Here is a 24,356-nt window from a genome sequence, read left to right on the forward strand (position 1 = left end):
TGCCGGCGCCCGCCGCGGCAGCCGCCGTCGGACCCGCCGCCCGGTGCTCCGCCGCCCCGGTACGGCACGGTCGCCAGGCCGGCCGCCCGGAGCGCGGCCTCCGCGGACCACAGATCGGCCTCCCGCCCGCCGGTGCGGACCGCGATCCGGCCCCCGGGGGCCAGCCGTCGCAGCGCCAGGCCGAAGAACTCCAGCGAGCTGTACCGGCCGTCCGGCCCCTGCTCGGCCAGGTCGGAGACGATCACGTCGAACGGCTCCGGCCCGCCGCGCAGCCAGTTCAGCGGCTCGGCGTTGACCAGCCGCACCCGCGGGTCGTCCAGCGCGTGTTCGTTCAGCGCGGAGAGCGCCGGATCGTGCCGGGCCAGCTCGGTCAGCACCGGGTCGCGCTCGACCACCAGCACCGAGCGCACCGACGGGTGCCGCAGCACCTCGCGCAGCGCCAGCCCGTCGCCGCCGAGCAGCAGGACCCGGGCGTTCGGCCCGGCCCCGAGCGCGGGGTGCACCAGCGCCTCGTGGTCCCGGTACTCCTCCGGTCCGCAGACCACCGGCCGGCCGTCCAGAAACAGCTCCAGCGGGGTGGAGCCGGCCGGGGCCGGGCGCTGCTCCGGCACCCGTTCGCCGGAAGGCCGGAACTGGCCGGTCAGCACGATCTCCTGGTAGCGGCTCTGGGTGGCCAGGCGCACCTGGGCGCCGTACAGGGCCTGCCGGGCGGCCCGTTCGATCGCGCCGGTGCAGGCGGCGGCCGCCGCGAGGACCGCCAGGACCAGGCCGCAGCCGGTCCACAGCAGGACCCGGGTACGGCGCGAGGGCTCGTCCCGGAACAGCCAGAGCACCACGGCGGCGCCCGCCACCGCGTTGACCGCGCCGGTCACCAGGGCGCCGGTGGCCTGGCCGAACGCGGGCAGCAGCAGGAACGGGAAGGTCAGCCCGCCGACCAGGGCGCCGACGTAGTCGGCGGCGAACAGGTCGGCGGCGGCCCGGCCGGCCTCCTCCCGGCGGATCCGCTGGATCAGCGTCATCAGCAGCGGGATCTCGGCGCCGATCAGCACACCGATCGCCAGGGTGGTGCCGACCAGGCCGGCGGTGGTGGCCCGGTAGCGGTCCAGCCAGGCCCAGCAGGAGTAGAGCGCCAGCACCGAGAGCCCGCCGACCAGCGCCAGCGCGCACTCGACCAGGGCGAAGGAGGTCGCCGGGCGGTAGGTGAGCCGCTTGGCGAGGATCGAGCCGATGCCCATCGCGAACACCATCACCGAGAGCACCACCGACGTCTGGGCCACCGAGTCGCCCAGCAGGTAGCCGCCCAGCGCGACCAGTTCGAGTTCGTAGACCAGCCCGCAGGCCGCGCAGACGAAGGCGGCCAGCAGGACTATCGGCCGGGCCGACCGCGGGCGCGGTCGCGGGCCGGTCCGTGCGCGGATCGCCCGGGCACCCGGCCCCCCGGCCGGGGCGGTGTCCTGCGGGGCGTCGAGGTCCGGCTCGGCGGGTTTCCCGGTCGAATGGCTGATCATGAACAAACGCTAGGCGAGAACCGACACCGTTAGCTGCACCCATTCGGGGGATGGTTCGGACACTTGGTTGACGAATCGGTCGGCTGTGCCAATCACTGGCTCGTTGGGCGGTGTTCGGGCCGGCGGGAGTCCCGGAGGCCGCTGCGGTGCCCCGCCGGCCGGGCCGCCGTCAGCGCACCACCAGGGAGGACCGGGTGCACACCAGCCGCCCCTCCTGCGGGTAGGCGTGCCAGGTGCGCCAGAGCACCCGGCGCTCCTCGCTGTGCGCGACCAGGGCGGTGAACGCGCTCGGGTCGCCGGGGAACACCCCGGCCAGCGCGTGCGGATGGCCCTCGACCAGGGCCAGCAGCTCCTGCGCGCGGGCGGCGAACACGTGCGGCGGCAGCTCCTCGATCCGCGCCGCGAACTCGTACTCCCAGCCGGCGACCCGCTCGGCCACCCGGGCCGGCAGCGGGGTGCGCCGGCCGGGCAGGCAGGCGACCGTCTCCAGGCACTCGCCGGGGCCCGCGGCCAGGATCACCTGGTGCGAGGCGCCGAGCAGGCGCAGCTGCAGGGTGCCGCAGGCGCGGCCCTCGGCGGGGCCCTCCAGGTGATCGAGGGTCAGATCCCGGACGGCCAGGGCTGGCAGCGGTTCGCCGCCCAGGCACCAGGCGAGGTCGCCGGCGCGGGTGTCCGTGTAGGAGGTCTGCAGTGTGGTGAGCATGCTGGGGCTCCGCGTTTCAGCTCCGTGCGCGCCGGCCGAGCGGCACCGGGCCCGGGCGGTGGCGGGGGCGGTTCGGTGCTGTGCGGTCCAGGACGCGGCCGACCGTGGAAGGAAGGATTCCGGCTGGAGATTCAGCAGCAGAGAAGCACGAATTCTCCGGGTCCGTCAGGGATTTACCCATCTTTGCCAAGCATTCACCGTTCTGGGCGCAGCCTCGGCCGGGCCCTGATCACTCCTAGGGCTGACTCTGTTCTCCATGCGCCCCATACCTACGCGCGTGCGCCGCGTGCGCCGGTCGTGCGCCCCGCGCGCCGTGGCGTGGAGGTGGGCGAAAGGGTGGCGCGCGTTTCTCCGGGGCCCCCGCGCCGACCAGGGCGGATGGAGGGGATGACGAGTCTTGTACCCGGCCACCTGGAAATAAACGACGGTCAGGTCTTCCTACGAAGAAGCCGGAGGTCCGGTTCGGCGGGACGGCCCCGAACGGCGGGTCCGTCCGGCGACGGGTGCGCTCCGCCAACCGGGTGGCGGACGGCCGACCGGGCCGCCCGGCCCGGTCCAACTGCACCCGGACCGCGGGCACTTGCCCGATCCCCCGCGCCCGTGCGGGAGCGCCCGTGCCCGTCCGGGAGCGCCCGCGCGGGTCAGAGCCGGCTGAGCCGGGCGACCGCCTCCTCGAGGACGTCGTCCCGCTTGCAGAAGGTGAACCGCACCAGGCTCCGGCCGGCCTCGGTGTCGTCGTAGAAGACCACGTTGGGGATGGCGACCACGCCGCAGCGTCCGGGCAGGGCGCGGCAGAACTCCAGGCCGTCCTTCTCACCGAGCGGGGTGATGTCGGTGGTGATGAAGTACGTGCCCTCGGGGCGGAAGACGGTGAAGCCCGCGGCCGACAGGCCGTCGCAGAGCAGGTCGCGCTTGCGCCGCAGGTCGGCGCGGAATGAGTCGAAGTACGCGTCGGGCAGGCGCAGCGCCTCGGCGACGGCGTACTGGAAGGGGCCGGCGCTGACGTACGTCAGGTACTGCTTGGCCGTCCGGACGGCGGAGACCAGCGCCGGGACGGCGGTCACCCAGCCGACCTTCCAGCCGGTGAAGGAGAAGGTCTTGCCGGCCGAGGAGATGGTGACGGTGCGCTCGCGCATCCCGGGCAGGGCGGCGATCGGGTGGTGGGCGCCGCTGAACACCAGGTGCTCGTAGACCTCGTCGGTGACCACCAGCAGGTCCCGCTCGACGGCGAGTTCGGCGATGGCGCGCAGCTCGTCGGGGTGCAGGACGGTGCCGGTCGGATTGTGCGGGGTGTTGAGCAGCAGCAGCCGGGTGCGCGGGGTGACGAGCGCGCGCAGCTCGTCCAGGTCGGGCCGGAAGGACGGGGCCCGCAGGGTGAGCGGCACGCGCACCGCGCCGGCCATCGCGATGCAGGCGGCGTAGGAGTCGTAGAACGGCTCGAGGGCGATCACCTCGTCGCCGGGCTCCAGCAGGGCGAGCAGGGTGGCGGCGATCGCCTCGGTGGCGCCGGCGGTGACCAGCACCTCGGTGTCGGGGTCGTACGTGAGGCCGTGGAAGCGCTGCTGGTGCTCGGCGACGGCCTGCCGCAGCTCCGGGATGCCGGGGCCGGGCGGGTACTGGTTGCCGTGGCCGGTGAGCACGGCGCGGGCGGCGGCCTCGGCGATCTCGCGCGGGCCGTCGGTGTCGGGGAAGCCCTGGCCGAGGTTGATCGAACCGGTCGCGGTGGCCAGCGCCGACATCTCCGCGAAGATCGTCGTGCCGAGTCCTGCCAACCGTCGGTTCAGCAGCGGCCGCTCGCTCATACCGGGCTCCTCACGCCTCGTCGTCGTCGCCCATCCTGGGCGCCCCGCCCGGCCGGGGGCAAGCACCCCCGGCCCCGCGGCCGGGCCCGGACGCGACGACGGGCCCGTCCCCTGCCGGGGAGGGCCCGTCGTCGCGGTGGACTCAGTCCTCGTCGGAGGAGGCGTCGTCCTCGCCGCCCTCCTCGATCTCCTTCTGGAGGCCGAGGCGCTCGACGATCCACTGCTCGAACCCGACCGAGGCCTGGGTCCAGTTGGCGGTGGTGGTGACGAAGTAGTCCAGGTTGACGCCGGTGCCGACGATCATCTGGGACTCGCCGATCAGGCGGACCACGCCGTCCTCGTGGGTGTGGGTGTACACCTTGGGCCAGAGGGTCTCGCGGTTCCACTCGTCGATCAGGTCGAGGATCTCGGCCTTCTGCTCCAGCGGGTACGAGCGGTCGTAGAACGCGCGGACCGCGAACAGCTCCTGCTGCTCACCGCGGAACATGTAGTAGACGCGGAACCCCTCCCACGGCGCGGCGAGGTCACCCTCCTCGTCCACCACGTGCTTGAGCTGCATCTGGTCGAGGAGCTGGGTCACCAGCGCCTGGTCCGGGACGACCACCGGCGGCGGACCGGCCGGACCCCCCTGGCCGCCACCCTGCGGGGGCTGGGGCGCGCCGAACGACGGGATCGAGGACGGGTCAATGCTCACGGGGGGTCCCTTCAGGGGGTGCACGAGGGTGGCTGTCGACGTGGGGCCGCCCTGCTTACCTCTCCATCCTGCCTCATCGGTGGCCTGCGGCACAGGGAACGCCGGGCATCGTGATCACGTCGGACGCCCGTACCGCGGGCCGGTGCGCCGGGGCCGGAGGGGGTCAGGTCGCCTGGTGCGTCTCCAGCCACTGCACGGTGCCCCGGGCGCCGTGGTCGAAGTACTCGCCGGTCTGCCAGTGCCAGGCGTACAGGTGGCGGGTCCACGGCTCGACGGAGTAGCCGTAGGTGAGGTCGTTGTTGCCCGCGCCCACGTCGCGCACGTTGTAGATCGCGGTGTCGGTGTAGCCCAGGTTGGCGAAGCACACCTCGCCCTCGTTCCAGACGGTGACGAAGTCGGTGCGGCCCGCGCAGTTCACCCGGTTGATCGCGGCGGCGTCGGCGGCCGGCAGGGCCAGGGTGAGGGCGGCGGCGCCGGCGAGGGCGAGCGCGGCGCGCCGGTGGGTGCGTCCCATCAGGGCTTCCCCTTCTTGGTTCCCCGAGGGCGGGGACCGGAGATCGGTGGCCGGGACGTGCCGGCCGGGAGGTCTCATGCTGAGCGGCCCGGCGAAGTCGCAACCAGGAAGTTCACCGGCGCCTGTCCGGCGGAACTGCCGGTGCGCGCGGGGAAACCCGAAAGCCCGGTGACTCTCGTCACCGGGCTTTGCCGGTACGGGTGTTGCGTGTGGGGAGCATGACAGTTAGCGTCCGACCCGAAGCGCCGAAGGCGGTACCCGGGCGCCGCCGGCGCGGGACGGAGCATCGGTAGCACGCCACCTTGGGGGGAGACGTGTCACAGGACCGCATACCGGACGGCCCGCGGCTGGGCGAGCGGCTTCGGCGCCTCAGGCTCGACCGCGGGATGACCCAGGAGGACCTCGGCGCCGCCACCAGCATCAGCGTGCGCACCATCAGCGACCTCGAACGCGGGGTGAGCTGCCCGAGGATCTCCACCATCCGGCTGCTCGCCCAGGCGCTGCGGCTCACCGAGGACCAGCGCCAGGAGTTCAACCGGCTGGCCCGGATCCAGCGCGACCGGACCGCCCGCCGCCCCTACCCCTACCCCGTACCCGGCCCCCGGACGGAGGCGTACGCGTGAGGCCCGCCGTCCGCCCCGCCCGCGCCGCCCTGGCTGTCCCGGCCGCCCTGCTGCTCGCGGCCTGCGCGGGCGGACCGGGCGGCCACGACGCCGCGCGACCCGCCCTGACCCCGCCGCCGATCGGCGCCTCCCCGGCTCCGCCCGCCAGCGGCCGGGCCGGGATGACCGGTCTGCCGCTGGCCGCCTACAGCGCCGACGACCGGCAGGGGGCCCGGCACTTCCAGGCCGTCCAGATCCTCACCATGCGCTGCCTGCGCGAGGGCGGCTTCACCTCCGTCGCCCGGCAGACCGTTTTCGGCGACCCCGCCGCGGAACCGCCGGACGACGACGCGGGCGCCTACCCCGCTGGCCCCTTCGGCTACCTCGGCGCCGAGGTGGCCGCCGCGCAGGGCTTCCACAGCAGGCCGCGGCCGGCCCCGGCCGCCGGCGGCCCGGAGCAGCACGGCACCGAGGCCGAACGGGCGGCCGCCGAGGAGTGCTCCAAGAAGAGCGTCCAGCAGCTCGGCGTGCCCGCCACCGCCGGCACCCGGCTGCTCGGCGAGCTCTACGACGCCTCGATGCGGGCCGCCGCCGCCGACGCCAGGGTGGCCGCCGCCACCGCCGCCTGGCGCGCGTGCATGGGCCGGGCGGGCTTCCCGGTCACCGATCCGCAGGCGCTGGTCACCCGCTACCAGGCCGTCCCGCCCGGCGGCCCGGACGAGCTCCCCACCGCTCGCGCCGACGCGGAGTGCACCGCGGGCAGCAACCTCGCAGGGATCTACTTCGCCGTCCTCACCGGCTACCAGCGGCAGCAGGTCGAGCAGCACGGCGCCGAGCTGGAGAGCGTGAAGCAGTCGGTCCGCGCCGAGGCCCGGAAGGTCGCCGACGTGATCGCGGCCGACGGCCGGTAGGTCGCCCCACCGGCCGCCGGCCGCCCGCCGCCGCTGCCGGACGTCACTTCACCGGCGAAGGGCCGGGCTCGACCGTCAGCCGGTCGCCCTCCTGGTCCAGGTCGACCACCACGGTGTCACCGTCGTGCACCTGCCCGGACAGGATCGCCTTCGCCAGCCGGTCGCCGATCGCGGACTGCACCAGCCGCCGCAGCGGGCGGGCGCCGTACGCCGGGTCGTACCCGGTGAGCGCCAGCCACTCGCGGGCCGCCCCGGTGACCTCCAGGGTGAGCCGGCGGTCCCGCAGCCGCTGGGACAGCCGGGCCACCTGCAGATCGACGATCCGGCTCAGCTCGGCGGTGCCCAGCGGCTCGAAGACCACGATGTCGTCCAGCCGGTTCAGGAACTCCGGCTTGAACGCCGCCCGGACGGTCTCCAGCACCAGCTCCTTCTTCCGCTCCTGCGGCGTCCCGGCATCCACCAGGTACTGGCTGCCCAGGTTGGAGGTGAGGATCAGGATGGCGTTGCGGAAGTCCACCGTCCGGCCCTGGCCGTCGGTGAGCCGGCCGTCGTCCAGCACCTGGAGCAGCACGTCGAAGACCTCCGGGTGGGCCTTCTCCACCTCGTCCAGCAGCACCACGCTGTACGGGCGCCGCCGCACGGCCTCGGTGAGCTGGCCGCCCTCCTCGTACCCGACGTAGCCGGGCGGGGCGCCGACCAGCCGGGAGACCGAGTGCTTCTCGCCGTACTCGCTCATGTCGATCCGGACCATCGCCCGCTCGTCGTCGAACAGGAAGTCCGCCAGCGCCTTCGCGAGCTCGGTCTTGCCGACCCCGGTCGGGCCGAGGAACAGGAAGGAACCGGTCGGCCGGTCCGGGTCGGCGATGCCCGAACGGGTGCGCCGCACCGCGTCCGAGACCGCCTGCACCGCCTCGCGCTGGCCGATCAGCCGCCGTCCCAGCTCCTCCTCCATCCGCAGCAGCTTGGCGCTCTCGCCCTCCAGCAGCCGCCCGGCCGGGATGCCGGTCCAGGACGCGACCACATCCGCGACGTCGTCCGGGCCGACCTGCTCCTTGACCATGGTGGCGCTCGCGCCGTCCGCCGCCCGGTCCTGCGCCTCGGTCAGCTCCTGCTCGGCGGAGGGGATCTCGGCGTACATCAGCTTGGACGCCCGCTCGAAGTCACCGTCCCGCTGGGCCCGCTCCAGGGCACCGTGCAGGTCGTCGAGGCGCTCCTTGAGCGCACCGACCCGGTTGAGCGACTTCTTCTCCTGCTCCCAGCGGGCACCCAGGGTGCTCAGGTGCTCCTGCTTGTCCGCGAGATCGCGCCGCAGCCGCGCCAGCCGGTCGACCGAGGCCGGGTCCGACTCCTTCTCCAGGGCCAGCTCCTCCATCCGCAGCCGGTCGACCGAGCGCTGCAGCTCGTCGATCTCGACCGGCGAGGAGTCGATCTCCATCCGCAGCCGCGAGGCCGACTCGTCGACCAGGTCGATCGCCTTGTCGGGCAGGAAGCGCGAGGTGATGTACCGGTTGGACAGGGTGGCCGCGGCGACCAGCGCCGCGTCCGAGATCTCCACCTTGTGGTGCGCCTCGTAACGGCTCTTGAGACCGCGCAGGATCGCGATGGTGTCCTCGACGCTCGGCTCGCCCACCAGCACCTGCTGGAAGCGGCGCTCCAGCGCCGGGTCCTTCTCGATCCGCTCGCGGTACTCGTCCAGCGTGGTGGCGCCGACCATCCGCAGCTCGCCGCGGGCCAGCATCGGCTTGAGCATGTTGCCCGCGTCCATCGCCGAGTCACCGCCGGCGCCCGCGCCGACCATGGTGTGCAGCTCGTCGATGAACGTCACCACCTGGCCGTCGCTGGCCTTGATGTCGTTCAGGACCGCCTTCAGCCGCTCCTCGAACTCACCCCGGTACTTGGCGCCGGCCACCATGGCGCTCAGGTCCAGCGCGACCAGCCGCTTGCCGCGCAGCGACTCCGGCACGTCACCGGCCACGATCCGCTGCGCCAGGCCCTCGACGACGGCGGTCTTGCCGACGCCCGGGTCACCGATCAGCACCGGGTTGTTCTTGGTCCGGCGGGAGAGCACCTGGACCACCCGGCGGATCTCCTGGTCCCGGCCGATCACCGGGTCGAGCTTGCCGTCCCGGGCCGCCTGGGTCAGGTCGGTGCCGTACTTCTCCAGCGCCTTGTAGGTGCCCTCCGGGTCGGCGGAGGTCACCCGGGCGCTGCCCCGGACCTCCTTGAACGCGGCCAGCAGCGCCTTGGCGGTGGCGCCGTGCTGCTTCAGCAGGTCCGCCACCGTGCCGCCCTCGGCGGCGAGGCCCACCAGCAGGTGCTCGGTGGACAGGTACTGGTCGTCCAGGTCGGCGGCGCGCCGGCCGGCCTCCTCCAGCACGGCCATGGTGTCGCGGGCCAGCTGCGGCGCGGCCACGGTCGAACCCTGCGCGCTGGGCAGCTCGGCGAGCCTGCGCCGGGCGCCGGCCAGCACCGCGGGGACGTCGGCCCCGACCGCCTCCAGCAGCGGCCGGGCGAGGCCCTCGGGCTGCTCCAGCAGCGCCAGCAGGATGTGCACCGGCCTGACGTCCGGGTTACCTGCGGCGCCGGCCTGCCGGATCGCGGCGGACAGGGCGTCCTGCGTCCTGCTGGTGAACTTGCTGGCATCCAATGCTGTCGTGCCCCTCTCTGTGGCGTACGGGCCCGCCGGCGCAGCCGCACCCGAGGCCCTTGTCATCTGCTACATACAGCATGCACTAAGTTGAGTCTATTCCGCTCAACTTTCGGATGAACTCTTTCGCCGGACCGGACCGGACGGGACGGAACGGTCGCGGGGCAGCTTCCTGGTCAGCCCGAGCAGCTCCCTGGCCGGGCCGGCCGGGCGCTGGCCCGCGGGCCAGACCGCCCGCAGCGGCCGGTGCAGGTCGATCCCGGACAGCGGCACCTCGACCAGCCGCCGGGTGGCCAGCTCCTCCATCACCGCCAGCTCGCTCAGGCACACCGGGCCGGCCCCGGTCATCGCCGCCGCCTTGAGCGCGGTCGAGGAGGCCAGCTCCAGCCGCGGCGCCGAGCCGCCGCCGAACGGGGCGAGGGCCTGGTCCAGCACCTCCCGGGTGCCCGAGCCGGGCTCGCGCAGCACCAGCGCGGTCGCCGCCAGCTCCGCCCCGGTGAGCGGCGCGCGCCGCCGCGCCCACGGGTGCCCGGGCGAGACCACCACCACCAGCCGGTCGGCCGCCACCACCGCGCCCGCCAGCCCCGGCGGGGTGTGCGGGCCCTCCACGAAGCCCAGGTCCGCCTCGCCCGCCAGCACGTGCGCCGCGACGTCGGCGGAGTTGGCGGTCCGCAGCGTCACCGCGGTCCCCGGGCTGCTCTCGTGCAGCGCCAGCAGCCAGCCCGGCATCAGGTACTCGGCCACCGTGAGGCTGGCCACCACCCGCAGCCGGGTGTCCCGGCGCCCGCGCAGCGCGTCGATCCCCGCGTCCAGCGCCTGCGCCGCCTCGACCACCCCGCGGGCCCACTCGACCACCAGCCGGCCGGCCTCGGTCGGCCGGGAGCCGCGCGGCGAACGCTCCAGCAGGGCCACCCCGATCTGCCGCTCCATGCCCTTGATCCTGGCGCTGGCGGCGGGCTGGCTGATCCCCAGCTCGGCCGCCGCCCGTCCGACACTGCCCAGTCGCACCACGGTGAGCAGCAGTTCCAGGGCGCCGATCTCGGGAACGTGCGAGGAGAGAGCCATAGAGCCAGGTTATGTCCTCATAGCCCGCGGACGGCTACCGGCGGCCGGGCCCGCCCGGCACGGTGGTCCCATGGCCAGTCCCGTCCTCACCCAGCCCAGCCCCGCACCCCTCGCACCCGCATCCCACCCGGTACCCGCCGCCGCCCGGCCCCGCCGGATCCACCTCGGCGGCCTCGGCCCCAACTTCTACGCCGCGGTGATGGGCACCGGGATCGTCGCCAACGGCGCCGCCGCACTGCCGGTGGCCCTCCCGGGTCTGACCGTCTTCGCCCGGGCGGTCTGGGTGCTGTCCTGCGTCCTGCTGGTGGTCCTGATGGCGGCCCGCGCCGTGCACCTCACCCGCCACCGCGCCGCCGCCCGGGCGCAGCTGCTCGAACAGCCCGCCACCGCGGTCCTCTACGGCTGCCCGCCGATGGCCCTGCTGGCCGTCGGCTTCGGCACCCTCACGGTCGGCGCGCCGCTGATCGGCACCGGCCCGGCGGTCGCCGCCGACCTGGTGCTGTGGAGCGCCGGCACCCTGTACGCCCTCGCGGTGGCGGCCGGCATCCCGGCGCTGATGATCACCCGGCACCGGGTCTCCGTGCTGCGCGCCGACCCGACCTGGCTGCTCCCGGTGGTCGCCCCGCTGGTGGCCGGGGCGCTCGGTCCGGCCCTGGTCCCGCACCTGCCGGCCGGCACCCCGCGGGCCGCGATGCTCTACGGCTGTTACGCGCTGTTCGGTGCCGGGCTGCTCGGCGTCCTCGCGGTGCTGCCGGTGGTGTTCGCCGGCCTGGTGCACAGCAAGCTGCCGGCCCTGGTGCTGACCCCGACCCTGTTCCTGGTGCTGGGGCCGCTCGGCCAGTCCGCCACCGCGGTCAACCAGCTCGCCGACGCGGCCCGGCCGGCCGTGCCCGGCCTCGGGCCGTCCGCGCTGCACCTGGCGGTGCTGTTCGGCGCGCCGGTGCTGGGCTTCGGGGTGCTGTGGCTGCTGCTCGCGGCCGGGCTGAACCTGCGCGCCTGGCGGGCCGGCATGCCGTTCGGGATGACCTGGTGGGCCTTCACCTTCCCGGTCGGCACCATGGTCACCGGCGCGGCGGGCCTGGCCCGGCACACCGGATTCGCCGGCTTCACGGCTCTCGCCGCGGGCCTGTTCGCCCTGCTGGTGGCCGCGTGGGCGGTCACCGGTGTACGCACGGTCGGTGCCCTGGCGGGCGGGCGGCTGCTGGCCGGCTGAACCGGCCGGCGCGTACCGCCGGGCCGGGGCGGGCGCTGTGAACGGCGGAATTCCCGGCTCCGCCCGGCGGAATCCGGAACTGCCGGCCGCCTATTTCGGGATGGTCCGGATGCGGACGGCCGGATTCGAATTCCGCGCCCCTTCCGCCGCCGGGCGCGACGCCGCCCGGACGCGCCGTGGCCCCCCGCTGTCCGTGGTTTTGTGCTCCCAATTCCGGATCCCGGCGCCGGTGGCACACGACCTCATGTCATGCCCATGCTGGAAAGGGCGGACCCCGGCCGACCCATCAGAACCGACCACGATCGAACATCGCGTGCTGGCCGGACGCCCTGCCGGTGCGGGTCGCCCTGCGTGGTTCTGTTGGAATCGGCCACCCCGGGCCGATCCGGAAGATACGCGCGTAGACCCGGCCCGCGGGCGCCGAATTTCCGGTCGGACGCCTCCGCGGGCGCAGTCCGGGAGGGTACGGTTCCACTTCGCCGCACTCGCGGGCGCCGCCCCGGAAATGTGCGGAGGGCGTGAAAACCGCCCCCCGGAGAAACCCGCCAATGCCGCCCGCGGCTGCAGGTTTCTGCACTTGCGGGAACCTGCAACAGGAGAGCACTTGTTCCCCGCGCGTCACACTGTGAAAGTGGAGCCACGCCAGGTCGCCGGGCAGCCGCAGCCCGATGAAGGTGACTTGCTCCTCGCTGGTACGGACAGGTGTTGCTGCACCTGCGTACCGGAGCGGGAGCGCCGGCCGGGACGTCATGTGTGGTGATGACCCCCGGACCCGGAGTCGGCGAGGCGTTGCTGCTCCGCCTCACCGGAAGTCTGCCGTGGCCGTGGTGTGACACCAGCGGGTCTCCCGGGGCTTCAGAGCGCAACTGCGCACTGGCCCCGGGAGGCACGCAGGTACCGAGGGCTCCAGGCATTCCCAGGACCGGGCCTTGCAGACCGCGAACAGGTCCGGATGTCCGGCGGGGAGTGCTCGACATGGTTGCCGATCCGAACGCCGACCCCGGCGACGCCGTGTTCGACGAGGCGGCCCGCCGCTGCTACCTGGACATCCTGGCCGAGGGCGGCCGGATCCCGTTCCACCGGGTGACCGCCGACCGGCAGGCCGCCGTCGAGCAGCTGGTGCAGATCGGCCTGGTGGTGCCCAACCCGCTCGACTGCCTCTACACCGCCGTCAGCCCGCGCACGGTCACCGAGCGCCTCAGCACCGAGATGCGCGGCGAGGCCACCCGCCTGCTGCTGCGCGCCGAACGGCTGCCCGGCGCCCTGGACAGCCTGGCGCGGGCCTACGACGCGTTACCGGGCCACGGCGCCCTCCAGCAGCCCGAGCCGGGCGGGGCCACCTACGTGGAGGGCCACGACGCGATCCGGCACCGGATCGCCCAGCTGGTCTCGGAGTGCCGCAAGGAACTGCTCAGCGCCCAGCCCGGGTTCCGCCCGGCGTCCGCACTGGCGCTCGCGCTGCCGCAGGACCTGCTGCTGCTCGGCCGGGGCGGCGAGCTGCGGGTGATCTACCAGCCGGTCAACCTCGCCGCGCACCACGCGATCGACTACGCGGCCAGGGTGACCGAGCACGGCGCCGGGGTGCGCGTCCTGGACGAGCCGTTCCGGCGGATGCTGATCGTCGACCGCCTGGTGGCGGTCCTGCCCGCGTCCGACGACCACAGCCGGGCCGTGTTCGTCACCGACCCGGCGTCGATCTGCTTCCTCGCCGCCGTCTTCGAGCGGGACTGGGAACGTGCCGACATCGTCCGCTGGCGGGAGAGCGACGCCCAGCGGGTCACCCGGACCGCGACCGACCGGGTCGGCCGGCTGCTGACCAAGGGCCTCACCCAGCGCGCGGTGGCCACCCGGCTGGGGCTGAGCGAGCGCACGGTGGCGGGCCACATCTCCCGGCTGCGCGAGCGCTACGGCGCGCAGACCCTGTTCCAGCTCGGCTGGCTGATGCGGGGCGGGGGCGGCCGGCCGTGACCCGGGACGTGCACGAACCGGTGGGGCGGCCGTTCGGCCGTCGACGGGTGCAGCGTACGGTGGCGGGTCGGCTGGGGTCGCGCGGGCGGACGGTGGCCGGGCGGACCGCCCGGGAGGCCGGTCCGGGCCGCGGACGGACGCTCTTCCAGCCCGTACGGCGGATGCGGAGTGGTGCGAAGTGAACGAGCTGGTGGCGGGTTCGCTGCCGACCGAGACGGAACGGGCGCTCTACCAGGAGATCCTGGCGCAGGGCGGCCGGGTGATGTTCCGGGACGTGGCGGACGGGCACGCGGCCGCGGTGCTGCGGCTGATGGAGCTGGGCCTGCTGATCCACCATGACGCCGACGCCTCGCTCACCGCCGTCAACCCGCGCGCGGTCAGCGAGCGGATCAGCGCGGACCTGCGCTCGGCCGGTACCCGGATGCTGGTCCAGGCCGAGGAGATGCCGACCCTCCTCGAGGAGCTGACCCGGGCCTACGACGCGACGCCGCGGCGGGTGGACCGCTCCAGCGAGGTGCAGCATGTCGACGACTTCCGGCAGATCCGGCACCGGATCCTGCAGATCGAGGCGGAGTGCCGGGAGGAGACGCTGGCTGCGCAGCCGGGCGGGGCCAGGCCGGCCGAGCACCTGGAGCAGTCGCTGGAGCGCACCCGCGGGTTCCTGGAGAACGGCGGCTCCAGCCGGACGATCTACCAGCCCGGTGCGCGGCTCGACGAGGCGACGGTCCGGTACGCGGCCCGGGTGACCGAGCTGGGCGAGCGGATCCGGGTGCTCAGCGAGCCGTTCACCCGGCTGATCGTCTTCGACCGCCGGGTGGCGGTACTGCCGGCCGCCGCGGACAACCGCAGCGCCGCGTTCATCGAGGATCCGGCGGTGGTCAGTTTCCTGGTCGGGGTCTTCGAACGGGACTGGGCGCGGGCCGAGCGGGTCCAGTGGCGCTCCGTCCACCAGGAGGCGGACGGTCTGCCGGTGCACGAGCAGGTCGGGAGGCTGCTCGCACAGGGGTTGACGCAGCGCAGCATCGCGGGCCGGATGGGCCTGAGCGAGCGCACCGTGGCGGGGCACATCTCCCGGCTGCGGGAGCTGTACGACGCCGAGACGCTCTTCCAGCTGGGCTGGCAGATGCGCGGGACGGAGGCGGCGTCAGGTGAGTGACGGCGGCGGCCCGGTGTCAGCCGGTCGCGATCTCCGGGGACCAGTAGCCGTGCGGGCGGGTGCTCGGCGCGGGCTGGCGCGGGATCGGGAACTGCTCGCCGGGCGCCGTCCAGAAGCCCTCGCGCAGCGAGAGCGCCATGCCGGCCCAGTCGAGGGCGGTCTCGACGGTGTGGTGCAGGGCCTCCTGCGACCAGGTGTCGTCGAAGACCAGCGGCAGCACGGGGGAGACCTGCTCGATGGTGGCGATCAGCGGGTTGTGGGTGATCGCCTCGTCGACCAGCAGCACGATCGGCTTGCGCAGCGCGGACGCCCAGCCCAGTTCCAGGCTGACACCGGCCGACAGCGGCGCTCCGACGTAGGCGAAGATCAGGTCGGCGGTCTGCATCGCGCGGAAGTCGGACGGCACCCGCGGCTCGGGCGCGCGGCCCGCCACCGTCCAGGCGTCGCTGTGGTGCCCGCTGTACACGGCGGCGCCGCTGCGCAGCAGCGTGGTCCGAAGGGTCGTCAGCCGGGTGCGGCTGGCCAGGGTCACCACGCTGTCGGCCGGGCCGGTGAGCCGCATCAGCGGCGCGGCCAGGAAGACCCGTGCGCGCCGGCCCTCGGGGGTCTGGGCGGCGCGATGACGCAGGTAGGGCTCACTCATGTCGACTCCGGGAGAAGGAGGGGCGGAGACCGCACCCCCATAAGGAAGTGTGGTTGACGCGGGAAAACGCGATCAATATCGGTGAGGTGGAAATTATTTGCCGAGTTCATGTCACTCGGCGGCGCCCCCGTGCTTCCCCCTCGCCGACCTATGTGGAGAGTGCACTGATCGTCTCTGTCGTTACGGTCCGTCGTCCACTGGCACTCGATGTCATCTCGCTGCCTGGCAGAGAGATGACACACCCCCCGGTCGTTCTATCGGTCAGGAGGGTGGCAGGATTTATCCTGTTCCGATAGTCATACTTCCTGTAACTCATGCTCCGTACCGAAGGGAGTGCTCTCGTGCGTAACGCGCGTCGCCTCATCGCCTCAGCCATCCTTGTGAGCGCTGCGCTCTTCATCGGAGCGGGCAGCGCCAGCGCCGACAGCGTCTGGCAGTTGAAGAACCGTCCGACCGTGGTCACGGCGGAGCAGGACAGCGTCTGGGAGTAGTACCCGTCAGTCGAGGGCCGGGGCCGACTCGTCGTCGGCTTCCGGGTCGTCCGTCTCCTGCGCGAGCTTCCAGCCCAGCTGGAACAGCGTGTCCACGCCGTATTCCTCGCGCATCTCGGCGATATGACGGGCCAGCGTACGTTCGCTCAACCCCAGGTTGCGGGCGATGACCCGGTGCCCGACACCCTGGAGCATCGAGCGGATGATCTGGCGGCGCAGGCTGGAGAGCACCTGCGGTGGCACCTCGCGGTTCCCCTGGAACGGGATCGCGCGTTCCCACAGCGAGTCGAAGGTCTGTATCAGATAGCTGATCACTGCTTCGTCGGTGACGAAGCAGGCCTGTGTCATGTCCTTGCTGCCGGGAATGATCGCCACCTTGCGGTCCACCACGATCAGGATGTTGAACGGCTCGTCCAGCGTGCGGATGTGGCTGCCGGCCTGCGTCATGGTCTCGACGTACTCGAGCGTGGGACTGGAGTATCGGGCGCTCGGCTGATAGATCGTTCTGGTGGTACCGCCTCGGCGCAGTACGCCGAGATCACGGTTGATAGCCGTGCGTACGGTATCCGGGCGCCGGCCTCCGCCGGGCTGCGCGGTGAGGAGTTCCTGTGAGCAGCCGTCGACCAGTATCGCCAGCCGCTGATTGATCGGGACTTTTCCCTGGACGTACTCGATCTTTCCGCTGGATTCGACCTGGCCGCTCAGCTCGCTGAACGCGTCGCCGAGCTCCCGCAGCTCGTCGGTCAGGGCGACCGAGCGGGCGAGGAGTTGGGCAGCCTCCCGCTGCCAGGCCGCACTGAGCGAGGTCGACAGCCGCTTGGGGTCCACGGCGATCACCGCCGGCGGGTCGTCCAGGTCCCGGACCAGCAGGCCGAAGTCGAGCAGCTCCTGGACCTCCGCCTGCACGGTGCTCTGCTCGGCGGCGGTCAGCCGGCCACCGGTGCGGATCGCGGAGAGGTAGAGCGCGCGTGCGGGGGCGGAGAGCAGCGACGCCGGATCCATCGAGGCGGAGTCCCCGAATGCCTTCATGTGCAGCTCCCCTCCGCTCTGTTCCCTGACCTGTGCTTGGCGAGCTCTGCGGATCAGTACGGATCATAGGCAGAACCGGCCGGTCGGGGACTTGCACTTCGCTAGTTCCCTGCCGGTCGAGCGGTGGACCCAACTCTCCCAGCACGGCCCGAACGCCGGCACCCCCCATGCGGAGGGTACCGGCGATGGGCGGGGAACAGGGAACTACCGCTTGGGCCGCCACACCACCAGCGCGCTGGACTGCTGGACCTGCTGGTACGGGACCAGGTCGCGGCGGTAGGAGGCGTGCACCGCGGCCTCCCGCTGCTGGAGCGCGCTGGCGGCGCCGTCCAGCGCGTCGGCCAGCTCGGCGACCCGCGACTGCAGGGCGGTGACCTGGTTCTCCAGCTCGATGATCCGCTTGATGCCCGCCAGGTTGATGCCCTCGTCCTGGGACAGCCGCTGCACCTCGCGCAGCTGCTGGATGTCCCGCGCCGAGTAGCGCCGGCCGCGCCCGGCCGTGCGGTCGGGGCAGACCAGGCCGAGCCGGTCGTACTGGCGCAGGGTCTGCGGGTGCAGGCCCGAGAGCTCGGCCGCCACCGAGATCACGTAGACCGGGGTGTCCTCGGTCAGCACGTAGTGGGTGGGGCCGGGGGCCCGGCGGGGGGCGCCGCCGGGCAGGCCCTCGCCGAGTCCCGGGCCGATCGGGCCGTCAGGAGTGATCATCCGGTCACGCTCCCTCCGCCGCCCGGAACAGGGCGGCTCGCGGGTCGTCGGAGGCCGTGGCCTCGCGGTACTGCTCCAGTGCGGTCAGCGCGTCGCCCTCGACGTGCTTGGGTACCACGACCTCCACGGTGACCAGCAGGTCGCCGCGGGTGCCGTCCTTGCGGGTGGCGCCCTTGCCCCGGGCCCTCAGGGTGAGGCCGTTGGCGCTGCCGGCGGGCAGCTTGAGCTTCACCGAGGGGCCCTTGAGGGTCGGCACCTCGATGGTGCCCCCCAGCGCCGCCTCGGGGAAGGTGACCGGCACGCTGACCGTCAGGTTGTCGCCCTTGCGCCCGAAGACCGGGTGGGCGTCGACGTGCACGGTGACGTAGAGGTCACCGGGTTGGCCGCCGCGCTCGCCCTGGGCGCCCTTGCCCTTGAGCCTGATCCGCTGGTTGTCCTGGACCCCGGCCGGGATCCGGACCTGCATGGTGCGGGCCGAGCTGGCCCGGCCGCTGCCGTGGCAGACGGTGCACGGATCGTCGACGATCATGCCGCGGCCCTTGCAGTCCCGGCACGGCTCGGAGAGCGCGAAAGCGCCCTGGCCCCGGCTGACGGTGCCCGCGCCGACGCAGGTCGGACAGACCCGCGGGGTGGTGCCGGCCTTGGCGCCGGTGCCGCTGCAGGTGCGGCAGGCGGCCTGGCTGGTCATCCGCAGCGGGACGGTCGCGCCGTCCACCGCCTCGTCGAAGCCGAGCGTGACCTCGGTCTCCACGTCGGCGCCGCGGCGCGGCTGGGCCTGCCGCCCGCCGCGGTTGAACAGCCCGCCGAACACGTCGCCGAGCCCGCCGCCGCCCGCCTGGCCGGCGCCGGTGAACAGGTCGCCGAAGTCGAAGCCCTGGCTGCCGTTGCCGCCCGGGCCGGCCCGGAAGCCGCCCGCGCCGAACAGCGACCGCGCCTCGTCGTACTCCTTGCGGCGCTTGTCGTCCGACAGGACGTCATACGCCTCGGAGATGTCCTTGAAGCGGTCCTCCGCCTTGGTGTCGCCCTTGTTGGCGTCCGGGTGGAACTCCCGGGCGAGCTTGCGGTAGGTCTTCTTGATCTCCGCGGAGCTGGCGTCCTTGGGCACGCCGAGGACCTTGTAGTAGTCCTTCTCCACGTAGTCCTTGGTGCTCATGGCTGCCGCCACCTCCCGAAGTGCGTCCATACGGCGCTGCGGAGCCGTCCGTCGTACTCGACGACGTACGACTCCGCAGCGCACAGATTGTCAGTTGTCGCCCGCACCGTCAGCCTTGTCGGACTCCGAGTCCTCGGAATCCGGCGTGGCCGTGGTCTGCGTGCCCGGCTGGGGCTCGGCCACCGCGACCATCGCCGGGCGGATGACCCGCTCGCCGATCCGGTAACCCGGCTGCAGGATCTGCACACAGGTGTCCTCGGTGACGTCCGAGGAGTAGCTGTGCATCAGCGCCTCGTGCAGCGTCGGGTCGAAGGCCTCGCCCTCCTTGCCGAACTGCTGCAGGCCCAGCTTGGCCACGACGGTCTCCAGGTTGTCGGAGACCGACTTGAAGCCGCCGGTGACCTCGCCGTGCTCGCGGGCCCGGCCGATGTCGTCCAGGACCGGGATCAGGGCCTCCAGGATGTTGGAGACCGCGATCTCGCGGACCGTCAGCCGGTCGCGCTCGACCCGCTTGCGGTAGTTCTGGTACTCGGCCTGAAGGCGCTGCAGGTCGGCGGTGCGCTCGGCGAGCTCCCGCTTGGCGGTGGCCAGTTCCTCCGAGGTGCCGCCGGCGGCGGCCTCCTCGGCGGCCTTGATCACGGCCTCCTCGGCGGCGGAGTCGTCGCCGGGCTGCTCGCCCTGCGGCTTCTCCGTCATGCGGCACCACCCTTGGGCTTCTCGTCGTCGACGATCTCGGCGTCGACCACGTCGTCCTCGGCCTTGGCCGCACCCTCGCCGGCCTCGGCGGCGCCGCCCGCGGCGTCGGCGTTCGCGTAGAGCGCGGCGCCGAGCTTCTGCGCGGTGGTGGAGACCTTCTCGGTGGCCTCGCGGATCGCGGTGATGTCCTCGCCCTTGAGGGCTTCCTTGAGCTCGCCGATCGCGGTCTCGACCTCGGTCTTGACGTCGGCCGGGAGCTTGTCGGTGTTGTCCGCGATGAACTTCTCGGTCGAGTAGACCAGCTGCTCGCCCTGGTTGCGGGTCTCCACGGCCTCGCGGCGCTTGTGGTCCTCCTCCGCGTACTGCTCGGCCTCGCGCATCATGCGCTCGATGTCGTCCTTCGGCAGCGCGGAGCCGCCGGTGACGGTCATCTTCTGCTCCTTGCCGGTGCCGAGGTCCTTCGCGGCCACGTGCATGATGCCGTTGGCGTCGATGTCGAAGGTGACCTCGATCTGCGGCAGGCCGCGCGGCGCCGGCGGCAGGCCGGTCAGCTCGAACATGCCGAGCTTCTTGTTGTACGCCGCGATCTCGCGCTCGCCCTGGTAGACCTGGATCTGCACGGACGGCTGGTTGTCCTCGGCCGTGGTGAAGATCTCCGAGCGCTTGGTCGGGATCGTGGTGTTGCGCTCGATCAGCTTGGTCATGATGCCGCCCTTGGTCTCGATGCCGAGGGACAGCGGGGTGACGTCGAGCAGCAGGACGTCCTTGACCTCGCCCTTGAGCACACCGGCCTGCAGGGACGCGCCGATGGCGACGACCTCGTCCGGGTTGACGCCCTTGTTGGCGTCCTTGCCGCCGGTCAGCTCGCGGACGAGCTCGGCGACGGCGGGCATGCGGGTGGAGCCGCCGACCAGGACCACGTGGTCGATCTCGGACAGCTGGATGCCGGCGTCCTTGATGACGTTGTGGAACGGGTGCTTGCAGCGCTCCAGCAGGTCGGCCGTCAGCTGCTGGAACTGGGCCCGGGTGAGCTTCTCGTCCAGGTGCAGCGGGCCCTCGGCGGAGGCCGTGATGTAGGGCAGGTTGATCGAGGTCTCGGAGGACGAGGACAGCTCGATCTTGGCCTTCTCGGCGGCCTCGCGCAGACGCTGCAGGGCCATCTTGTCCTTGGACAGGTCGACGCCGTGGCCGGCGTGGAAGACCTTCACCAGGTGGTCGACGACCTTCTGGTCCCAGTCGTCACCGCCGAGGTGGTTGTCACCGTTGGTGGCCTTCACCTCGACCACGCCGTCGCCGATCTCCAGCAGCGAGACGTCGAAGGTGCCGCCGCCGAGGTCGAAGACCAGGATGGTCTGGTCGTCCTTGTCGAGGCCGTAGGCGAGCGCGGCCGCGGTGGGCTCGTTGACGATGCGCAGGACGTTGAGGCCCGCGATCTCACCGGCCTCCTTGGTGGCCTGGCGCTCGGAGTCGGAGAAGTACGCCGGGACGGTGATCACCGCGTCGGTGACCGTCTCGCCCAGGTACGCCTCGGCGTCCCGCTTGAGCTTCTGCAGGATGAAGGCGGAGATCTGCTGGGGGTTGAAGTCCTTCCCGTCCAGGTTGATCTTCCAGCCGGTGCCCATGTGGCGCTTCACCGAGCGGATGGTGCGGTCCACGTTGGTGACCGCCTGGCGCTTGGCGACCTCGCCGACCAGAACCTCGCCGTTCTTGGCGAAGGCGACGACGGACGGCGTGGTCCGAGCGCCCTCGGCGTTGGTGATGACCGTGGGCTCACCGCCCTCAAGAACACTGACGACGGAGTTCGTCGTACCGAGGTCGATGCCGACCGCGCGTGCCATCGTAAATACCTCCATGGAAGAAGTTGAGCTGTACGGACTCAAGGATGCACGACGACCCCTCGAGCGTCAACAGCTATGAGTCCGTGTCGCTCAACTTTACTGCGCCCTTATGTCACCGGCCCGGCGTGACCGGGACTGAGCCGTACGGGTGAGCCTGTCCTTAGTGACTGCCGCCATACCTTGAGCGTCTTATGGATCAGTGGTAAGGAGCGGTAGTGTCCGGCCCGTTGGATCGGTAAGTTACCGATCAGTACAATCGGGGGGACCCCTTTACCCGTCCCCCTGTTTCAGACCTGTGGGACACCAGCCGCTGGAGACGGAGAGCCGATGCAGCTAGCAGCGATCGTCATCTCGCTGGTCACGACTGTGATCGGCATCGCGCTCGCCGCCAGGGCGGCCGCGTACATCTACAAGGTGGTGAAGACCGGCCAGCCGGACGCCACCCGCACCGGGCAGCCCGTCCAGCGCGTGAAGACCGTGGCGGTCGAGTTCCTCGGCCACACCAGGATGAACCGCTGGGGCGTCGTCGGCGTCGCGCACTGGTTCGTCGCGGTCGGCTTCTTCACCCTGGTCAGCACCCTGGTCACCGCCTTCGGCCAGCTCTTCGACGCCGAGTGGGCGATCCCGCTGATCGGCCACTGGCTGCCGTTCGAGGTCTTCACCGAGCTGGTCGGCACCTTCACCACCCTGGGCATCGCCGTCCTGATCGTGATCCGGCTGCTCAGCCTGCCGTCCCGGTCCGGCCGCAAGTCCCGGTTCGCCGGCTCGATCGCCTGGCAGGCCTTCTACGTCGAGTACACGATCCTCGGCATCGGCCTGTGCATCATGATCCTGCGCGGCCTGGAGGGGGCGCTGGCCGGCGTCGACTCCTACGAGGCCGCGTACCTGGTCTCCTACCCGCTGGTGGCGGCCTTCCGCGGCCTGTCGCACGGGACGCTGGAGAACCTGATCTACCTGTTCGCGATGCTGAAGATCTCGATCTCGTTCGCGTGGGCGACCACCATCGGCATCAACCCGTCGATGGGCGTGGCCTGGCACCGCTTCCTCGCCTTCTTCAACATCTACTTCAAGCGCGAGGAGGACGGTTCCACCGCCCTCGGCGCGCTGCGGCCGATGACCAGCGGCGGCGCCCCGATCGACTTCGAGGACCCGGCCGACGACGCCGTCTTCGGCGTCTCCCAGGTCGAGCACTTCGCCTGGAAGGGCATCCTCGACTTCTCCACCTGCACCGAGTGCGGCCGCTGCCAGTCGCAGTGCCCCGCCTGGAACACCGGCAAGCCGCTCTCGCCCAAGCTGCTGATCATGAGCCTGCGCGAGCACGCCTTCGCCAAGGCGCCGTACCTGCTCGCCGGCGGCGGCAAGGACATGGAGGGCGAGGAGAAGGCCACCGCCGAGCAGCTGGCCGGCGTGCCCGCCGCCGCCCTCGCCGAGGCCGAGCGCCCGCTCATCGGCACCGCCGAGGAGGGCGGGGTCATCGACCCCGACGTGCTGTGGTCCTGCACCACCTGCGGCGCCTGCGTCGAGCAGTGCCCGGTGGACATCGAGCACATCGACCACATCGTCGACATGCGCCGCTACCAGGTGATGATCGAGAGCTCCTTCCCGACCGAGGCCGGGACCATGCTCAAGAACCTGGAGAACAAGGGCAACCCGTGGGGCATGGCCACCAAGGCCCGCCTGGACTGGGTCAAGGAGCTCAAAAAGGAGACCGGCATCGAGGTGCCGGTGATCGGCGAGGACATCGACCCCGCCGAGGTCGAGTACCTCTACTGGGTCGGCTGCGCCGGCGCGCTGGAGGACCGGGCCAAGAAGACCACCAAGGCCTTCGCCGAACTGCTGCACACCGCGGGCGTGAACTTCGCGATCCTCGGCAAGGAGGAGTCCTGCACCGGTGACTCCGCCCGCCGCCTGGGCAACGAGTTCCTGTTCCAGATGCTCGGCGCGCAGAACGTCGAGACGCTGAACGCAGCGCTGGAGGACGCCCCGGTCAAGCGGATCGTCGCCACCTGCCCGCACTGCTTCAACACCATCGCCAACGAGTACCCCCAGCTGGGCGGCCACTTCGAGGTCATCCACCACACCCAGCTGCTGCAGCACCTGATCGACGAGGGCAAGCTCGTCCCGGTCAACCCGGTCGAGGGCCTGATCACCTACCACGACCCCTGCTACCTGGGCCGCCACAACAAGGTCTACAGCCCGCCGCGCGAGATCATGGACAAGGTCCCGGGCCTGCGCCAGCAGGAGATGCACCGCCACAAGGAGCGCGGCTTCTGCTGCGGCGCCGGCGGCGCGCGGATGTGGATGGAGGAGCGGATCGGCAAGCGCATCAACAACGAGCGCGTGGACGAGGCCCTGTCGCTCAACCCCGACATCGTCTCCACCGCCTGCCCGTTCTGCCTGGTGATGCTCTCCGACTCGGTCAACGGCAAGAAGAACGAGGGCGCCGCCAAGGAGCACCTCAAGGTCGTCGACGTCGCCCAGCTGCTGCTGGAGTCGGTCAAGGCCGAGCCCGTCCCGGCCGAGCCCGAGCCCGTCGAGGCGTGATCCGCCCCGCCCGTACGGGAGACTGATCCCGCGTCACACCACGGCCCCGCCTGCCCCGTCCGGCAGCGGGGCCGCGGTGCGTCCTGGGCCGGCGCCGGCGGGCGGGCCGCGGCCCGGCAGGACCGGTGCCCTAGCATTTCGGCCATGACTGATGGCGGGGGCATACCGGATGGCGGCGGTACCGGGGGCTTCCCCGGCGGGAGCACGGCGCCGGGCGGCGCCCAGGCGGCCTACCTGCCGCCGGTGACCAGCGCGACGCCCGACTGGGCGGCGCTGGCCGAGGACAACGAACGCGAACACCGGCGGCGCCGCCTGCTGAGGACCGGCGGTGCGGCCCTCGGCGTGGTGCTCGTCGGCGCCCTGGTGGCCACCGCCGTCCTGGCCGCCCGGCCCGGCGGGGACCGGCACCCCGCGGCCGCCCCGGCCTCCGCACCCGCGCTCACCCCGGACGGCGGCAGCGGCACCGGCAGCGCC

The 24,356-nt window shown here is 72.3% G+C and carries 19 protein-coding genes and 1 pseudogene; 7 read left to right on the forward strand and 13 right to left on the reverse strand.

The annotated features are described in order from the left end of the window. From AA75_RS03800 to AA75_RS03820, 5 genes are all read right to left on the reverse strand, one after another. Positions 1-1,508, reverse strand: a 1,508-nt coding sequence (locus AA75_RS03800; protein ID WP_051811769.1) for a spermidine synthase, incomplete at its 3' end; no start/stop codon positions are given. Between the two features lie 169 nt (positions 1,509-1,677). Then, on the reverse strand, positions 1,678-2,211 hold the full coding sequence (locus AA75_RS03805) for a DUF2617 family protein (RefSeq protein WP_033818281.1): 534 nt from the start codon (positions 2,209-2,211) through the stop codon (positions 1,678-1,680). Positions 2,212-2,852: 641 nt separating this feature from the next. After that, on the reverse strand, positions 2,853-4,013 hold the full coding sequence (locus AA75_RS03810; protein ID WP_033818282.1) for a pyridoxal phosphate-dependent aminotransferase: 1,161 nt from the start codon (positions 4,011-4,013) through the stop codon (positions 2,853-2,855). A 142-nt stretch (positions 4,014-4,155) separates the two neighbouring features. Beyond that, positions 4,156-4,707 carry a YbjN domain-containing protein gene (locus tag AA75_RS03815; RefSeq protein ID WP_033818283.1) on the reverse strand — a complete coding sequence of 184 codons (552 nt, stop codon included), beginning with the start codon at positions 4,705-4,707 and terminating at the stop codon, positions 4,156-4,158. A gap of 163 nt (positions 4,708-4,870) precedes the next feature. Then, a complete protein-coding gene (locus AA75_RS03820) occupies positions 4,871-5,221 on the reverse strand; it encodes a beta/gamma crystallin domain-containing protein (RefSeq protein ID WP_033818284.1) in 351 nt (116 codons plus the stop codon). Positions 5,222-5,535: 314 nt separating this feature from the next. Between AA75_RS03820 and AA75_RS03825 the strand changes: the two genes are divergently transcribed. Both AA75_RS03825 and AA75_RS03830 read left to right on the forward strand, forming a co-directional pair. After that, positions 5,536-5,844 (forward strand): helix-turn-helix transcriptional regulator, encoded by a 309-nt coding sequence (locus AA75_RS03825; RefSeq protein WP_033818285.1) that lies wholly within the window; start codon positions 5,536-5,538, stop codon positions 5,842-5,844. Further along, positions 5,841-6,734 carry a hypothetical protein gene (locus AA75_RS03830; protein WP_033818286.1) on the forward strand — a complete coding sequence of 298 codons (894 nt, stop codon included), beginning with the start codon at positions 5,841-5,843 and terminating at the stop codon, positions 6,732-6,734. Before AA75_RS03825 ends, AA75_RS03830 begins: the two co-directional genes overlap by 4 nt. 43 nt (positions 6,735-6,777) lie before the next feature. On the opposite strand, the gene clpB is transcribed toward AA75_RS03830, so the two are convergent. After that, positions 6,778-9,381, reverse strand: coding sequence for an ATP-dependent chaperone ClpB (clpB, locus tag AA75_RS03835; RefSeq protein WP_033818287.1), 2,604 nt, complete (start codon positions 9,379-9,381; stop codon positions 6,778-6,780). A gap of 105 nt (positions 9,382-9,486) precedes the next feature. Continuing rightward, the gene (locus AA75_RS03840; RefSeq protein ID WP_051811771.1) at positions 9,487-10,446 is read right to left on the reverse strand and encodes a LysR family transcriptional regulator; all 960 of its coding nucleotides are present in this window, start codon (positions 10,444-10,446) and stop codon (positions 9,487-9,489) included. Positions 10,447-10,516: 70 nt separating this feature from the next. Between AA75_RS03840 and AA75_RS03845 the strand changes: the two genes are divergently transcribed. The 3 genes from AA75_RS03845 to AA75_RS03855 all read left to right on the forward strand — a co-directional run bounded on the left by AA75_RS03845 (position 10,517) and on the right by AA75_RS03855 (position 14,783). Beyond that, positions 10,517-11,659: a C4-dicarboxylate ABC transporter gene (locus AA75_RS03845; protein ID WP_033818288.1), complete on the forward strand. Its 1,143-nt coding sequence runs from the start codon at positions 10,517-10,519 to the stop codon at positions 11,657-11,659. A gap of 975 nt (positions 11,660-12,634) precedes the next feature. Next, positions 12,635-13,627: a LuxR family transcriptional regulator gene (locus tag AA75_RS03850; protein ID WP_149037920.1), complete on the forward strand. Its 993-nt coding sequence runs from the start codon at positions 12,635-12,637 to the stop codon at positions 13,625-13,627. Positions 13,628-13,805: 178 nt separating this feature from the next. Further along, positions 13,806-14,783 (forward strand): LuxR C-terminal-related transcriptional regulator, encoded by a 978-nt coding sequence (locus AA75_RS03855; protein WP_051811773.1) that lies wholly within the window; start codon positions 13,806-13,808, stop codon positions 14,781-14,783. A 16-nt stretch (positions 14,784-14,799) separates the two neighbouring features. Here the strand turns inward: AA75_RS03855 and AA75_RS03860 are convergent, their stop codons facing one another. The 6 genes from AA75_RS03860 to dnaK all read right to left on the reverse strand — a co-directional run bounded on the left by AA75_RS03860 (position 14,800) and on the right by dnaK (position 21,338). Then, on the reverse strand, positions 14,800-15,426 hold the full coding sequence (locus AA75_RS03860; RefSeq protein WP_051811775.1) for a hypothetical protein: 627 nt from the start codon (positions 15,424-15,426) through the stop codon (positions 14,800-14,802). A 497-nt stretch (positions 15,427-15,923) separates the two neighbouring features. Beyond that, positions 15,924-16,946 carry a helix-turn-helix domain-containing protein gene (locus AA75_RS03865; RefSeq protein ID WP_051811777.1) on the reverse strand — a complete coding sequence of 341 codons (1,023 nt, stop codon included), beginning with the start codon at positions 16,944-16,946 and terminating at the stop codon, positions 15,924-15,926. Between the two features lie 204 nt (positions 16,947-17,150). Further along, positions 17,151-17,651: a heat shock protein transcriptional repressor HspR gene (locus AA75_RS03870; RefSeq protein WP_233288916.1), complete on the reverse strand. Its 501-nt coding sequence runs from the start codon at positions 17,649-17,651 to the stop codon at positions 17,151-17,153. Between the two features lie 4 nt (positions 17,652-17,655). Next, positions 17,656-18,804: a molecular chaperone DnaJ gene (gene dnaJ / locus AA75_RS03875; RefSeq protein ID WP_033818290.1), complete on the reverse strand. Its 1,149-nt coding sequence runs from the start codon at positions 18,802-18,804 to the stop codon at positions 17,656-17,658. A 90-nt stretch (positions 18,805-18,894) separates the two neighbouring features. Further along, positions 18,895-19,500 (reverse strand): nucleotide exchange factor GrpE, encoded by a 606-nt coding sequence (grpE, locus tag AA75_RS03880; protein WP_033818291.1) that lies wholly within the window; start codon positions 19,498-19,500, stop codon positions 18,895-18,897. Further along, entirely contained in the window at positions 19,497-21,338 is a 1,842-nt protein-coding gene (dnaK, locus tag AA75_RS03885; protein ID WP_033818292.1) for a molecular chaperone DnaK, read from the reverse strand. The genes grpE and dnaK overlap by 4 nt, the downstream gene beginning before the upstream one ends. A gap of 327 nt (positions 21,339-21,665) precedes the next feature. Here dnaK and AA75_RS03890 point away from each other — a divergent pair, with 327 nt between their 5' ends. Both AA75_RS03890 and AA75_RS03895 read left to right on the forward strand, forming a co-directional pair. Then, the gene (locus tag AA75_RS03890; protein WP_033818293.1) at positions 21,666-23,882 is read left to right on the forward strand and encodes a (Fe-S)-binding protein; all 2,217 of its coding nucleotides are present in this window, start codon (positions 21,666-21,668) and stop codon (positions 23,880-23,882) included. Positions 23,883-24,026: 144 nt separating this feature from the next. Further along, positions 24,027-24,356: pseudogene (locus AA75_RS03895) on the forward strand (hypothetical protein); the annotation flags it as partial.

The organism is Kitasatospora sp. MBT63, assembly GCF_000710465.2.
Lineage (GTDB): Bacteria > Actinomycetota > Actinomycetes > Streptomycetales > Streptomycetaceae > Kitasatospora.

What these genes read in the sequence shown, in the direction of transcription:
- AA75_RS03805 (WP_033818281.1), bottom strand. Translation starts at nt 2,211, where the DNA reads ATGCTCACCACACTGCAGACCTCCTACACGGACACCCGCGCCGGCGAC.
- AA75_RS03810 (WP_033818282.1), bottom strand. Translation starts at nt 4,013, where the DNA reads ATGAGCGAGCGGCCGCTGCTGAACCGACGGTTGGCAGGACTCGGCACG.
- AA75_RS03820 (WP_033818284.1), bottom strand. Translation starts at nt 5,221, where the DNA reads ATGGGACGCACCCACCGGCGCGCCGCGCTCGCCCTCGCCGGCGCCGCC.
- AA75_RS03840 (WP_051811771.1), bottom strand. Translation starts at nt 10,446, where the DNA reads ATGGCTCTCTCCTCGCACGTTCCCGAGATCGGCGCCCTGGAACTGCTG.
- AA75_RS03845 (WP_033818288.1), top strand. Translation starts at nt 10,517, where the DNA reads ATGGCCAGTCCCGTCCTCACCCAGCCCAGCCCCGCACCCCTCGCACCC.
- AA75_RS03850 (WP_149037920.1), top strand. Translation starts at nt 12,635, where the DNA reads ATGGTTGCCGATCCGAACGCCGACCCCGGCGACGCCGTGTTCGACGAG.
- AA75_RS03860 (WP_051811775.1), bottom strand. Translation starts at nt 15,426, where the DNA reads ATGAGTGAGCCCTACCTGCGTCATCGCGCCGCCCAGACCCCCGAGGGC.
- AA75_RS03865 (WP_051811777.1), bottom strand. Translation starts at nt 16,946, where the DNA reads ATGAAGGCATTCGGGGACTCCGCCTCGATGGATCCGGCGTCGCTGCTC.
- AA75_RS03870 (WP_233288916.1), bottom strand. Translation starts at nt 17,651, where the DNA reads ATGATCACTCCTGACGGCCCGATCGGCCCGGGACTCGGCGAGGGCCTG.
- dnaJ (WP_033818290.1), bottom strand. Translation starts at nt 18,804, where the DNA reads ATGAGCACCAAGGACTACGTGGAGAAGGACTACTACAAGGTCCTCGGC.
- grpE (WP_033818291.1), bottom strand. Translation starts at nt 19,500, where the DNA reads ATGACGGAGAAGCCGCAGGGCGAGCAGCCCGGCGACGACTCCGCCGCC.
- dnaK (WP_033818292.1), bottom strand. Translation starts at nt 21,338, where the DNA reads ATGGCACGCGCGGTCGGCATCGACCTCGGTACGACGAACTCCGTCGTC.
- AA75_RS03890 (WP_033818293.1), top strand. Translation starts at nt 21,666, where the DNA reads ATGCAGCTAGCAGCGATCGTCATCTCGCTGGTCACGACTGTGATCGGC.